This is a genomic window from Massilia agrisoli (genome assembly GCF_020831365.1).
GTDB classification, from domain to species: Bacteria; Pseudomonadota; Gammaproteobacteria; order Burkholderiales; family Burkholderiaceae_D; genus Telluria_A; species Telluria_A agrisoli.
In genome coordinates, this window is sequence record NZ_JAJHPV010000009.1 from 191,406 (window position 1) to 204,981 (window position 13,576).

A 13,576-nucleotide genomic window follows, 5' to 3' on the forward strand; every position below is an offset into this window, starting at 1 on the left:
TAATGTTAGTGTGCGCGCGACAGCATTGCGGCAACGCCGCGCAGTGCCGGATACTGCTCGGTAATCAGGTAGGTCGGGATGCGCGCGAGGTAGGCGCCGAGCCGGCCCTTGTCTTCGAAGCGCTGGCGGAACGTTGATTGCGCGAACAGCGCGCCGAAACGCGGCACGATGCCGCCGCCGATATACATCCCGCCGGTGGCCCCAAGTGTCAGCGCCACATTGCCGGCGACGCTGCCCAGCACCGCGCAGAAGCAGTCGACGGTGCGGCGCGCATCGGCGCAGCTGCCGTCGAGCGCAGCCTGGGTGATCGCTGCAGCGGCGGCCTGTTTCCCCGACAGGGCGCGGTGGATCAGCTCCAGCCCCTTCCCCGACAGCAGGCGCTCGGCAGACACATGGCCGTACTCGTTCCACAGCATGTCAAGGATCGCGACCTCTTCGCGGTTGGCCGGCGCGAAGCTGACATGGCCGCCTTCGCCAGCCAGCGCGATCCAGTCTGTCCCCGTCGGGATCACGCCTGATACGCCCAGCCCCGTGCCGGGGCCGATGAGGCCGATCGGGCGCCCCGACAGTTCGAGGCCGCCGCCGATGCGGGTGCGCTGCGAGGGGGCGAGGTAAGGCAGCGACATGGCCAGCGCGGCGAAATCGTTCACCACCAGCAGCGTGTCGAGCTCGCGCTCGGCGCGCAGCTGCGAGATCGAGAAGCTCCAGTGGTGGTTGGTCATGCTGACCAGGTCTTCCTCGACGGGATTGGCGATGGCAATCCCGGCGCGGCGCACCGACTGCACGGCTGCACCGCGCCGCGCTGCACCTTCAAGGTAGGCCGTCATGGCGTCGCCGAGGGTGGCGTGGCCGGCGCACTGCAGTACCTCGATGTGCTCCAGCTGTCCGTCGTGTGACTGCAGCGCAAAGCGTGCATTGGTGCCGCCGATGTCGGCCAGCAGGCGCAGTTCTTCCGTTGTGGCGCTCATGGCAGCTCCTCGCAGCGCACCGCGTCGGCATCGGCGGCGGCGCCGCCGAGGATCTCGATATTGGCAAACGAGGCGGCAAACGGCGCCTCGCTCCTGACGCTGAAAGGCGTAACGACGCGGGCCAGGTCGACGCCCTTCGACACGAAGCAGGACAGCGGAATCTTGACCGCCTGCTTGCCCTTGCCGACCAGGCGCGCAAACAGCGCGGTCGCATCGAGCGGCGTGCCGCATCCTTGCGCGCACTGCATCGCAATGGTCACCTTGCCGGCTGGCGCCGTACTGACGATGGTATCGAAACGCAGCACGCCGCCAGCGAGCGCCTGTGCAGGCGGGGTGATCGGACGGACGCCGCGCGCTTCCAGCGCCGCCGGCCCGGTCCAGGTGAGCAGCTTCGCATCCTGCTGGGTGTTGATCTGCGAGGTCTGGGCGGTCACGCCGGGCAGCGTGATGGTGGCGTTCAGGTCGTCGCCCAGCGGCTTGAGCGCGTCGCCGCTGCGGATCGCCAGCGGGAAGCTGGCGCGGTCGGCCTGGCCAAAGACCGGGTAGCTGTTGGTGACGCCGCAGCCGCCCGGCGCATACGACGCGTCCAGTTTGCCCAGGCGCGAACGCGTCGCCCTGTTCAGGCCATAGCCGTAGGCGAACAGCGGCGCGTAATTGGCATCTCCCACGTTCAGGCTGGTCTGGCAGGCCGATTTAGGCCATGAGAACGACAGCTTGCCGGTGAAATCATAGGTCTTGCGGCCTTTGACCAGCAGATCCGACACGCCCTTGCCTTCGGTGCCCGGCAACCACGCCGCGATAAATACGTCCGACAGGTTGAGCAGGTCGTTGACGAACAGGGGACGCCCCGCCACCATCACGGTGATGACCGGCTTGCCCTTGCCGGCCACCGCCTCGAGGACGGCCAGGTCTTCCGGATGGCGGCTGCTGTGGCGCAGCGTGCCCGATGGGCCGATGTCGCCGTCGCCTTCCGCGTAAGGGCGCTCGCCGATCACCGCGATCACGGCGTCGAAGCGCGACAGGTCGACGCCGCGCCCGTCCATGCTGTAGGTCACGTTGGCGGCGCCGGCCGCGTCGCGGATGCCGGCCAGGATGGTGTCGGCGTTCGGGAAGTCGGCATTGCTGTTGTCCGTGCCCTGCCAGGTCAGCGACCAGCCGCCGGCCTGGTTCGACAGGTTGTCGGCGCTCTTGCCCACCACGAGGATCTTCTTGCCCCGGGCAAGCGGCAGCGAAGGGCCCTCGTTCTTGAGCAGCACCAGCGACGAGCGCACCGCGCGGCGCGCCAGCGCGCGTGCCTGCAGCGACTGCTCCTTGCCGGCGTGGGCGTTTTGCGAAGGCCGCTTGCCGAACAGGCCGGCGCGCAGCTTGACCCGCACGATACGGGTAACCGCATCATCGATGCGCGACATCGGGATCTCGCCCGCATTCACCTGCGCGGTGGTGTTGGCAATGAAGGCTTTCCAGTCGTCGGGCACCATGAACATGTCGATGCCCGCGTTGACCGCCTGCGGGCAGCTGTCGTTGCGGCAGCCCGGCACTTCGGCGATGCCGTTCCAGTCGCTGACGATGAAGCCGTCGAAGCCCAGCTTGGCCTTCAGGACGTCGGTCATGAGCGCGCGGCTGCCGTGCATCTTGCCGTAATCGACACCGGCGGCCACATCGTTCCAGCTGTTGAAGGAAGCCATCACCGTCTGGGCGCCGGCCCGCAGCGCCGGGTAGTAGCCCTGGCCATGGATGTTGATCATGTCGGCGGCGCTGGCCTTGGTGACGCCCCGGTCCTTGCCGTGTTCCGTGCCGCCGTCGCCGATGAAGTGCTTGGCGCTGGCCAGAACGTTGGCGTCGTCCTTGAACCCGCCCTGCAGGCCGCGCACATAAGGCCCGGCGTAGCTGCCGACCAGCTTCGGGTCTTCCGAGAAGCTTTCGTAGGTGCGTCCCCAGCGGTCGTCGCGTACCACCGCCAGCGTCGGGCCGAACACCCAGGCGATGCCGGTCGCGCGCACGGCCTTGCCGGTCGCGGCGCCGATCTCGCGGACCAGTTTCGGGTCGCGCGCCGCGCCAAGCCCGATATTGTGGGGGAAGATGGTCGCGCCGAAGACGTTGTTGTTGCCGTGGACCGCGTCGATGCCCCAGATGACCGGCACCTTGACCGCCATGTCGGTGGCCATCGAGGCATCGTGGTAGCGGTCGGCCAGGGCGACCCAGTCGGCCGCCGATGCGCGCTTGTTGAGGTTCGGCCAGCTGCCGCCGCCATTGAGCACGGAGCCGAGATAGTATTTGGTGACGTCGGCCGGGCTGGCGCTCTTGATCTCGGGCTGGGTCATTTGGCCGATTTTCTGCGCCAGCGTCATTTTGCCGACGATGGCGGCAACCCGGGCTTCAAGCGCGGCGTCGGTTTGGATCTCGCTTTGCACTTTCGGCCAGTCGGCCAGCGGCGCGGCGAAGGCAGGTGCGACGGCGGCGGCAACAGCAAGCGCCAGCATGTTCAGTTTGGTTTTCATATCAGTGTCCCGGTCTTTATGTTTCGTCTTTAAGGAAGGCGCGGTACCACTTTCCGCTGGCCTTGAGGCGCCGTTGCTGGGTGGCGTAGTCGATGTGGACCAGTCCGAAGCGGCGCAGGTAGCCTTCGGCCCATTCGAAGTTGTCGATCAGGCTCCATGCGAAGTAGCCCTTGACCTTGACACCCGATGCCACCGCGTCCTTCAGCGCACCGAGGTGGCGCTGCAGGTAGCGGCGCCGATCGGTGTCGTTGACCTCGCCGCTGCCGTCGACCTGGTCGTCGTAGCACGAGCCGTTCTCGGTGATGTACATGTCGCCGGGGTGATAGTCGTTCTCGATGCGCGCCAGCAGTTCGGTCATGCCTTGCGGCGCTACCTCCCAGCCAAGCGCGGTGGTCTCGACGCTGGCGGGCGCCAGCACGCGGCTCCCCAGCGGCGCGGCGCCCGGCGCGTCGGCGATGGTCTCCGGGAAGTAGTAGTTCACGCCCAGGAAATCGGTCGGCACGGCGATCGCTTCCATGTCCCCTGGCAGGACCGACGGCGCCGCGTCGCCGACTTGCGCCATCGTCGCGGCCGGATAGCCGCGGCCATACAGCGGGTCGAGGAACCAGCGGTAGCGCAGGCCGTCGTGGCGTTCGGCTGCTGCCTGATCGGCCGCGCTGGCGCTGGCCGGGCGCACCGGATGCAGGCTGAGGGAGATGCCAACCTGGGCGCCGGGTACGTTCGCGCGGATCAGCGGCACCGCCTTGCCGTGCGACAGAAGCACATGGTGGCAGACCTGCAGTGCGGTCTTGAAGTCGGTCAGCCCCGGCGCGTGCAGGCCCTCGAAATTGCCGATCATGGCGGTGCACCACGGCTCGTTGTGGGTGATCCAGTGCTGTACGCGGTCGCCCAGCCGGCGCGTCATCGCGTCGACAAACGCCAGGTAGGCGTCCACCGTGGCGCGCTCGTTCCAGCCGCCCTGATCCTGCAGGAACTGCGGCAGGTCCCAGTGGTAGAGCGTGGCCCAGGGCTGCAGGCCGCGTTCGAGCATGCCGTCGACCAGGCGCGAATAGAAGTCCAGTCCCCGTTCGTTCGGCTTGCCGCCGCTGGCCGAGAAGATGCGCGGCCAGGCGATCGAAAAACGGTAGGCGTCCAGGCCCATGCCGCGCGCGATGTCGAGGTCTTCGGGCCAGCGGTGGTAATGGTCGCAGGCCACCGAACCGTTGGAGCCGTCGCGCACCTTGCCGGGCGTGGCGGCGAAGCGGTCCCAGATCGACTCGACACGGCCGTCCTCCGACCCGGCGCCCTCGATCTGGTAGGACGAGGTGGCGCAACCCCACAGGAAGTCGCGGGGGAATTCGGCGCGGGACGGTGCGGTTGGCGCGGTGCTGTGTGGTGTCGTCATGTTAGCGGTTCGGTTATCGTGCATTCGTTCAAAGAATTGGAAAGCTTTCCAGTTGCAGCTTAAAAAAAAGTCCGCCAACCGGCGGGACCGGGGTTCACCTGGGTTTTCGCTTGGCGGCGCCGGCTTTGGCAAGGGAGGCGCGCAGTGTTACCGTGGTCGGGTAGCTGCGCTCAACCGGCCGGTGCAGGTCGTAGCATCGGTTAAGCAAGGCATTCAGGCCGTTCAGGGTCATCTCGCGCCACGGCATGTGCACCGAGGTCAGGCGCGGGGCCGAGAAAGCGGCGCTCGGTGTGTCGTCGTAACCGATCACCGACAGGTCGTGCGGCACGCGGATGCCGGCCTCCTGGAAGTATGACAGCGCGCCGACCGCCATTTCATCGTTGGCGCAGAACAGTGCGCTGCAGGCACGGCCCGATTCGACCAGCTCTTTGGCGGCGTTCCAGCCGCCGGCCGGCGAGAAGTCGCTTTCTGCGACCCACATCTTTTTGGTGTCGATGGCGTTGGCGTCGAGTTCCTCCATGAAGCCGGCAATACGGTCGATGTTATCGGCGAGGCTGGAGGGCCCGGCAAACACCGCGATGTCGCGATGCTTATGGTCGAGCAGCGCGCGCGCCGCCAGCTTGCCGCCCAGCCGGTGGTCGACCGTGAAGCACTGCCCGGGCATGCTCTCGAAGTTGTGGTTGAGCGCCACCAGCCGGTCCTGCTTGGCGCCCAGCGCCTTCACATCTTCTTCGAGCAGCGCGCTGGTCATCACGATCAGGCCGTCGCAGCCGCGCTCCATCAGGAACTCGATGCCTTCGATGGCCTGGCGCCGTTCGTTGCCGAGGCCGACGCCGAACGCCACCACCATGTGCAGCCCGACAGCGCGCAATTCGGTGTCGATGATCTGCAGGATAGGTGTGTAAAAGGTGCCGCTCAGGACCGGGATGTAGACGCCGATCATGCGGCTCGAACCGGACAGCAGCGCGCGCGCGGCGTGCGAAGGCCGGAACCCGAGTTCGTCGATCGCCTTCTTCACGCGCGCCAGCGTGGCGGGCGATACCGAGCCCTTGCCGCTCACGACGCGCGAGGCGGTTCCGAGGCCGACACCGGCAAGGCGTGCTACATCTTTGATAGTGGCCACAAACAATCCTTAGATAAAAGGGGCGCGGTTTTTCAACGTCAAGCCGAAGCATACTGCATGCGCGGGCTCGCCGCACCTGGTCCTCACAGCCGCTTCCCGCCATCCGGATCGAACAGCGAGACGCGCGCCCCGTCGATCGCAAACCGCACCGCCTGCCCGGGCGCGAAGTGCTGCAGTTCGGGCGCGATCGACGACAGCATGTGGCCGGCGCAATCGATCCAGACGACCTGGTGGTTGCCCATCGGCTCGACCAGCGCGACCGTGCCGGCCAGCGCCCCGAACGCATCGATGGACACATGCTCGGGCCGGACGCCCAGCACTGCGCAGCCCACCGGCGCATCAGGTGCAAGCGCCAGCGACATGGCCCCGGCGCGGAAGCAGTTGTGGATATCGACCTCGCCGTCAATGAAGTTCATCGCCGGCGAACCCAGGAATCCGGCCACGAAACGGTTGGCCGGGCGCTGGTAGACCTCCGCGGGCGACCCGATCTGCTGCACTTCCCCGCCCCGCATCACGACGATGCGGGTGGCCAGGGTCATCGCTTCGACCTGGTCGTGGGTGACGTAGATCATCGTCGAGCGCAGGCGCTGGTGCAGCAGCTTGAGTTCGCGGCGCAGTTCGGCGCGCAGCTTGGCATCCAGGTTGGACAGCGGTTCGTCAAACAGGAATACGCTGGCTTCGCGCACCAGTGCGCGCCCGATGGCCACGCGCTGGCGCTGGCCGCCGGACAGCTGCGCAGGCTTCTTGCCGAGCAGCGCTTCGAGCTGCAGCATCTCGGCCGCGCGTTCCACCCGCGCCGCGATTTCCGCCTTCGGCGTGCCTGCGATGCGCAGCCCGAACGACATGTTGTCCCTGACCGTCATGGTCGGGTACAGCGCGTACGACTGGAACACCATGCCGATTCCGCGCTCGCTCGGATCGGTAAAGCGCATGTCGCGTCCGCCGATGTCGATGGCGCCGCTGTCGGCGTCGATCAGTCCCGCGATACTGTGCAGCAGGGTCGACTTGCCGCAGCCGGAGGGACCGAGCAGCACCAGGAACTCGCCTTCGTCCACCTGGAGGTCGAGATCCTTGATGATGCGGGCGCCGCCCAGCGTGATCGACCAGTTACGTAAATGAACACTCGACATGCATCAGCCTTTCACTGCGCCGGCGGCGATGCCGCGCACGAACCAGCGGCCGGAGAAAAAGTAGAGCGCCAGGGGTACCAGCGCGGTGAGGATCGTTGCGGCCATGTTGACGTTGTACAGGCGTACGCCGGTGGTGGTGTTGATCACGTTATTGAGCTGCACCGTCATTGGCAGGTTGTCGCGGCCGGCAAACACCAGCCCGAGGATATAGTCGTTCCATACGCCGGTGACCTGCATGATGGCGGCGACGACGATGATCGGGACCGACATCGGCAGCATCACGTACGCGAAAATCCGCCAGAAGCCGCCGCCGTCGATGCGGGCGGCCTGGAACAGCTCATGCGGCAGCGACGCGTAGTAATTCCGGAACAGCAGCGTCATGACGGGCATGCCGAACACCAGGTGCACCAGCACGATGGCCGGCAGCGAGCCGAAAATGCCGATGCCGGCCAGCAGCCGCACCAGCGGATAGATCATCACCTGTACCGGGATGAATGCGCCCGCCAGCAGGATACCGAACAGCAGGTTGGCGCCGCGCGGCTTCCAGAACGACAAGGCGTAGCCGTTGATCGCGCCCAGCAGGATCGGCAGGATGGTGGCCGGCACGGTGATTGCGACCGAGTTCCAGAAGCCGGCCCGCACGCCTTCGCACGAGGCGCCGGTGCATACCTCGCTCCAGGCCTGCCGCCACGGTTCGAAGGTAGGGTTGGACGGCAGCGCGAAGATGCTGCCCAGCCGGATCTCGTCCATCGGCTTGAGCGACGTTGTCAGCATCACGTACAGCGGCAGCAGGAAAAACAGCGCGGCGCTGATGAGGAAAGCGTAGATGCCGATGCGCGCGGGCGTCAGGCGGCGCTTGCGGCCCGCGGCCCGGGCGCCCGGCGCTGCAGCGGCAAGCGGCCGGCCGATTGCGGAATGCGTCATGCGCGCCTCCTGCGGCTGCGGGCATAGGCGTAGGGCGCCAGCAGCGCCAGCACCGGGACCAGCATCACGATCGCGCCGGCCGACGCCAGCCCGATGTTCGAGCGCAGGAACAGGTGGTCCATGATGAACTTGGCCGGCACTTCGCTGGCCGTTCCCGGCCCGCCCTGGGTCATCGCCACCACCGCATCGAACAGTTTGACCACGGCGGTCGACAGCAGCAGGAATACCGTGGCCACTGTCGGCCCCAGCATCGGCAGCACGATCGATGCGTACACACGCCACGCCGGGATGCCGTCGAGGCGGGCGGCTTTAAGGATTTCGGGGTCGATGCCGCGCAGGCCGGCCAGCATCAGCGCCATCACCAGCCCGGAGCACTGCCACACGGTGGCAATGACGATGGTGTAGATGGCCATGTCCTGGTCGATGATCCAGTCGAACCGGAACTCGCTGAAGCCAAGCTGGCGCACTGCCTGTTCGATGCCGTTTCCGGGAGTGAGCATCCACTGCCAGGCCAGCCCGGTGGCGACGAACGACATTGCGTACGGGTAGAGGAAGACCGTGCGCAGCGCTCCCTCGCCGGTGACGTTCTGGTCGATGAATACCGCCAGCAGGAAGCCGATGACCATGCACGCAAGGATGAACAGCACGCCGTACACCGCGAGGTTATGCAGCGACAGCAACCATCGTTCGTTCTCGAACAGGCGCGTGTACTGCGCCAGCCCGACGAAGTTATCGGACGCGAAGGTGCGCGAGCTGGTGAACGACACCTTGAGCGTCCACAGCACCGTGCCGAGGTAGGCAACGATGACCGTCAGCGCCATCGGCAGCAGTGCGGCGTGCGGGGTCAGCCTGCCAACTCTCATCGCGCGCATCGGGGCCTCAGTCGCGCAGCGCACTGGCGATGCGCTTTTGTGCCTGCTCGACCGTCATGCCCGAGTTCCAATAGGCCGTCAGCACATCCTGCAGCGCGCCGTTCTGGTCGGGCGTGAGATAGATCTCGGACACGCCCACATGGCGGCTGCGGTCCTTCATGATCGCCATGCCTTTCTGGGCGCAGGCGTCGGCCTTGCCTGGATCGGCGTCCATGCGGACCGGGATCGAGCCCTTGTACTGGCTGAAGCTAAGCTGGGTCGCGGGCGCTGCAACCACGCTGGCCAGCAGCTTCTGCGCCTGGATTACCTTCGGGTTGCTGGACTTCGGGAAAACGAACACGTCGCCCTGGATCAGGTAAGGCGAGGCCGGACCGAATCCGGCGATACAGCCGTAATGCTGGCCGGCGTTCTGGCGCGCTGCCGTGAATTCGCCCTTGACCCAGTCGCCCATGATCTGCACGCCGGCCTTGCCGGAGATGAGCATCGCGGTGGCGTCATTCCAGTTGCGGCCCGGCGAACCCGGGTCGACATAGGCCTGCAGGCGCTTGAAGGCGGCGAGCACCTTCCGGAAGGCGTCCGAACCGATGGCGCGCTGGTCGCGGTCGCGCAGCACGCGCAGGTACAGGTCCTTGCCGCCCACGTTCGACAGCATCGCCGAAAACAGGATGGTTTCCTGCCACGACTGCCCGCCATGCGCGAGCGGCACGATGCCGGCGGCCTTCAGCTTGTCGAGCGCCGCAAACAGCTCGCCGACGGTGGCTGGCTCCTTGGCGATGCCGGCCTTTTTGAAGGCGGCTTTCGAATACCAGGTCCAGGCCTGCATGTGGATGTTGAGCGGCACGGCGTAGTAATGGCCGTCCACCTTGATGACCTTGATGATCGGCTCGGGCAGAACCTTGTCCCAGCCTTCCTTGCGCGCGATGTCGTCCACGTTGTTCAACATGTCCTGTTCGATCACGTCGAGGAACTGCTTGGATGTGTTGAACTGGGCTGCGGTAGGCGGGTTGCCGCCGACAATGCGGTTGATCGTCACGGCGCGCGACTGGTCGCCGCCGGCAATCGCCGTGTCGATCCAGGCGCCGCCCGCGTTGCGGTATGCCTGGGCGACCTGCTTGACGGCGGCCGATTCGCCGCCCGAGGTCCACCAGTGGATTACTTCGGCGGTTGGCCTGGACTGCGCGTGCGCGGCTGGCGCGGCCAGCATTGCGGCTGCCAGCGCCAGTTTGGATAGGTGGTACATCTGTGTCTCCGATCAAATCTTGTCATTTACGGCGCCCGTTGGAAACGTTACCATTGACTTTTCCCGACTATAGCACCAGGTGAAATTGGGTGTCAAACTAAGCAATAAGAAATATTGGAGACATTATGTTCAGTGCAATGGGGACCGTCGAGATATTCCTGATCGCGATGGGGGTTATTTTTACGCTGCCGTACCTGATCTGGCGGGTCGGTAACACCGATTACTTCGCGCCGCTGGTCGTTGTCCAGATTATCACCGGCATCCTGCTCGGGCCGGGCATACTGGGCCGCGCTTATCCGGAGTACTACAGTTTCGTCTTCAATGCGCAGGTGATCCAGGCGCTCAACGGCATTGCCTGGTGGGCGGTGATGATCTTCGTGATGATTGCCGGGATCGAGCTCGATCTCAAGAAAGCCTGGGAGCACCGGCGCGAGAGCACCATCACCGCCTCGCTGGCGCTGGGCACGCCGCTGCTGTTCGGCTGCGTGGCCGCGCTCGGCATGCTGGGCTATGCCGGCTGGCAGGGACCAGGTGCGCGGGACTGGCAGTTTGTCCTCGGCGTTGGCATGGCCTGCGCCGTGACCGCGCTGCCTATCCTGATCCTGCTGATGGAAAAGCTGGAGATCCTGCGCGAGCCGATCGGGCAGCGCATCCTGCGCTACGCCAGCCTGGACGACATCGCGATCTGGGGCGTGCTGGCGCTGATCCTGCTCGACTGGGAGCGTGTAGGTCGCCAGGCGGGTTTCCTGGCCGTGTTTGGCGTCGCCACGCCGGCCTTCCGCCGCCTGATGGTGTGGCTGGAAGAGCGCGACCGCTGGTACGTCAGCCTGGTCTGGCTGGCCGTGTGTTCCCTCGCCGCCGACTGGGCCGGGCTGCACTTCATGGTCGGCGCCTTCCTCGCCGGCGCCGTCATGGACGCCAGCTGGTTCGACCAGGCCAGGCTGGATATGCTGCGCCACAATGTGCTGATGGTGATCATGCCGGTATTTTTCCTCAGCACCGGCCTGCGCACCGACTGGTCGGTAGGCGGCCCGGCGGTGTTCCTGGCCGCAGCCGTGCTGCTGGCCGCGTCGGTGGCCGGCAAGCTGGCGGGTACCCACATCGCCGGCAGGTTCCTCGGCTGGGAGCGCGGCGAAGCATCGATCATCGGCTGGCTGCTGCAGACCAAGGCCCTGATCATGATCATCTTTGTCAATATCCTGCTCGACAAGGGCGTGATCACCAACGACACCTTCACCGCCCTGTTGCTGATGGCCGTAGGCAGCACGATGCTCACGGTGCCGGTGGTTTATCCGAAGCTGCGCCGGGTGGCGGCGCTGGTCTGGAAAGCGAGCTGAGGACACCAGCCTGGCGTGCCCGTGGCGACCGTGCATCTACGCTATAGTGGCGTATATGCCAACATTGCCACGGAGGCCGTCATGAAAACATCAGCACCGTCATCCGCTTCACCCGACGCCCGTGAAGAAGGCGATGACGACTCGCTGGTGCGCGAACTCGGACTGGAAGCGCGCGGCGCCCAGCTGATCAAGATGGAAGGCCGGGTCTTCGTGCGCTTTACCGGCGTGGTCGAAACCGCCGGCCTGTCGGTTCCCTACCAGCTGGTGCCCAGCCAGGGCGTGCTCGCCAAGCCGAGCAAATGGCGCAAGATGGACCGCGACGCCCGCCGCGCGCTGCTCACCGAGCGCGTCACCGACGCGGCCGCGCAAGCGCTGCACCGCAGCGCGGTCGACTTTGTCGAAGAAATCTTCGAAGCGGCCGACGACGTCGGCCTCGACGCCCTCACCTTCCTCAACGTGCTCGATGAGCTGGAGACGTCCGAGCCGGCCGAATACGTATTCGAACGGATCCGTCAGCGCCTGACCCACGCGGTCGAGCGCGAACAGGAAGAACGCCACGCCGCGCGCACCAAGGAAAGCATCAACCTGGCCGAGTATCCGGCCTCGTTCGAAGTGGCCAGCCGCATGCGCCGCCGCTTCATCGCCCTGCTCGGCCCGACCAACTCCGGCAAGACCCACAAGGCGATGGAAGCGCTGGCCAAGGCCAAAAGCGGCGTCTACCTCGCGCCGCTGCGCCTGCTGGCGCTCGAGAACTACGAGCGCCTGCTCAACGTGGAGCACGAAGGCGAAGACCTCAAGGTCAGCCTGATCACCGGCGAGGAACGCCGCGTGGTCGAAGGCGCGACCCACGTCGCCAGCACGGTCGAAATGCTCGACGCGCGCACGCCGGTTGAAGTGGCGGTCATCGACGAGATCCAGATGCTGGCCGACCGCGACCGCGGCGCGGCATGGACCGCCGCGGTTTGCGGCGCCCCGGCCAACGTGGTCTACCTGGTCGGCGCGCCGGAAGCGCGGCGCGCGATCGAAGCGCTGGCCGACCGGCTTGAGTGCGAACTCGAAGTGCACGTCTTGAAACGCAAGGCGCCGCTGTCGATGGAGCCGTCTGCCGTGCGCAAGCTGCGCAACCTGCAGCGCGGCGATGCGGTCATCGCCTTCTCGCGCCGCGAAGTGCTGATGTGGCGCGACATGATCACCGACATGGGCCTGTCGGTCGCCACTGTCTACGGCAACCTGTCGCCGGAAGTGCGGCGCGCGCAGGCCGAGCGCTTCCGCGACGGCACCGCCGATGTGGTGGTGGGCACCGATGCGCTCGCGATGGGCCTGAACCTGCCGATTTCGCGCATCGTGATGACCACGACCGTCAAGTTCAACGGCGTCGAGGAAGAAGAGATTCCGGCCGCGCTGGCGCGCCAGATCGCCGGGCGCGCGGGGCGCTACGGGGTGCACGAGGAAGGCTTTGTGGCCGGCTATGACGACGAAACGCACGAGGTGATGCGCTCGCTGCTGAAGGAGAAGATACCGCCGGTGAGCACCAGCGGGTTCTCGGTGGCGCCGTCGATCGAGCACCTGCACCGCATCGCGTCGGTGACGGGCGAGACCTCGCTGGTCAAGCTGCTCAAGCGCTTCGTGCATAACATCGACGTGCCGGACGGGTTCTTCTACCCGCGCATCACCGAGGAACAGTCGGAGCGGGCGATCTGGCTCGATACGCTGACCCTGTCGCTGGCCGAGAAGTTCATGCTGTCGCTGGTGCCGATTTCGACCAAGGTGCCGACCTTGCAGGGCGCGTGGGAGCACTGGTCGTATTCGCTGGCGAAAAAGAAGGTGTGCAAGCTGCAGCCGCATCCGAACGACCTGATGTTCCAGAGCCTGCAGGAGGTGGAGGATACCTGCCGCATGTATTCCGCCTATGCGTGGCTCAGCTACCGCGTGCCGGAGTATTTCCCCAGCATCGAGCTGGCGCAGGAGCTGGCGCGCACGGCGTCGGAGCGGGTCGATTCGATCTTGCACGCGCAGAACGCGGCGGCGCGCAAGAAGCAGGGTGGCGCTGTCAAGCAGGGCGGCGGGAAACGGCGTTAAGGCAGCGGTCAGCGGCCTTCC

At 66.1% G+C, this 13,576-nt stretch carries 10 protein-coding genes; 2 read left to right on the forward strand and 8 right to left on the reverse strand.

Going from position 1 to position 13,576, the window contains the following annotated elements:
- Nucleotides 1–5 precede the first annotated feature (5 nt).
- The 8 genes from LMJ30_RS05355 to LMJ30_RS05390 form a co-directional block, all read right to left on the reverse strand.
- Complete coding sequence (locus LMJ30_RS05355) at nucleotides 6–968, reverse strand: glucokinase (RefSeq protein ID WP_229431314.1); 963 nt, start codon at nucleotides 966–968, stop codon at nucleotides 6–8.
- Nucleotides 965–3,466 (reverse strand): glycoside hydrolase family 3 protein, encoded by a 2,502-nt coding sequence (locus tag LMJ30_RS05360; protein WP_229431315.1) that lies wholly within the window; start codon nucleotides 3,464–3,466, stop codon nucleotides 965–967. Before LMJ30_RS05360 ends, LMJ30_RS05355 begins: the two co-directional genes overlap by 4 nt.
- 16 nt (nucleotides 3,467–3,482) lie before the next feature.
- Nucleotides 3,483–4,850, reverse strand: a complete 1,368-nt coding sequence (locus tag LMJ30_RS05365; protein WP_229431316.1) for a GH1 family beta-glucosidase — start codon at nucleotides 4,848–4,850, stop codon at nucleotides 3,483–3,485.
- A gap of 94 nt (nucleotides 4,851–4,944) precedes the next feature.
- Nucleotides 4,945–5,973: a LacI family DNA-binding transcriptional regulator gene (locus LMJ30_RS05370; RefSeq protein ID WP_229431317.1), complete on the reverse strand. Its 1,029-nt coding sequence runs from the start codon at nucleotides 5,971–5,973 to the stop codon at nucleotides 4,945–4,947.
- An 83-nt stretch (nucleotides 5,974–6,056) separates the two neighbouring features.
- A complete protein-coding gene (locus LMJ30_RS05375; RefSeq protein WP_229431318.1) occupies nucleotides 6,057–7,103 on the reverse strand; it encodes an ABC transporter ATP-binding protein in 1,047 nt (348 codons plus the stop codon).
- Between the two features lie 3 nt (nucleotides 7,104–7,106).
- Complete coding sequence (locus tag LMJ30_RS05380) at nucleotides 7,107–8,027, reverse strand: carbohydrate ABC transporter permease (protein ID WP_229431319.1); 921 nt, start codon at nucleotides 8,025–8,027, stop codon at nucleotides 7,107–7,109.
- A complete protein-coding gene (locus LMJ30_RS05385; RefSeq protein WP_229431320.1) occupies nucleotides 8,024–8,899 on the reverse strand; it encodes a carbohydrate ABC transporter permease in 876 nt (291 codons plus the stop codon). Before LMJ30_RS05385 ends, LMJ30_RS05380 begins: the two co-directional genes overlap by 4 nt.
- 7 nt (nucleotides 8,900–8,906) lie before the next feature.
- A complete protein-coding gene (locus tag LMJ30_RS05390; RefSeq protein WP_229431321.1) occupies nucleotides 8,907–10,139 on the reverse strand; it encodes an ABC transporter substrate-binding protein in 1,233 nt (410 codons plus the stop codon).
- Between the two features lie 137 nt (nucleotides 10,140–10,276).
- On the opposite strand from LMJ30_RS05390, the gene LMJ30_RS05395 reads away from it, so the two are divergent.
- Nucleotides 10,277–11,476 carry a cation:proton antiporter gene (locus tag LMJ30_RS05395; protein WP_371872980.1) on the forward strand — a complete coding sequence of 400 codons (1,200 nt, stop codon included), beginning with the start codon at nucleotides 10,277–10,279 and terminating at the stop codon, nucleotides 11,474–11,476.
- Nucleotides 11,477–11,557: 81 nt separating this feature from the next.
- The gene (locus LMJ30_RS05400; protein WP_229431323.1) at nucleotides 11,558–13,555 is read left to right on the forward strand and encodes a helicase-related protein; all 1,998 of its coding nucleotides are present in this window, start codon (nucleotides 11,558–11,560) and stop codon (nucleotides 13,553–13,555) included.
- Nucleotides 13,556–13,576 lie beyond the last annotated feature (21 nt).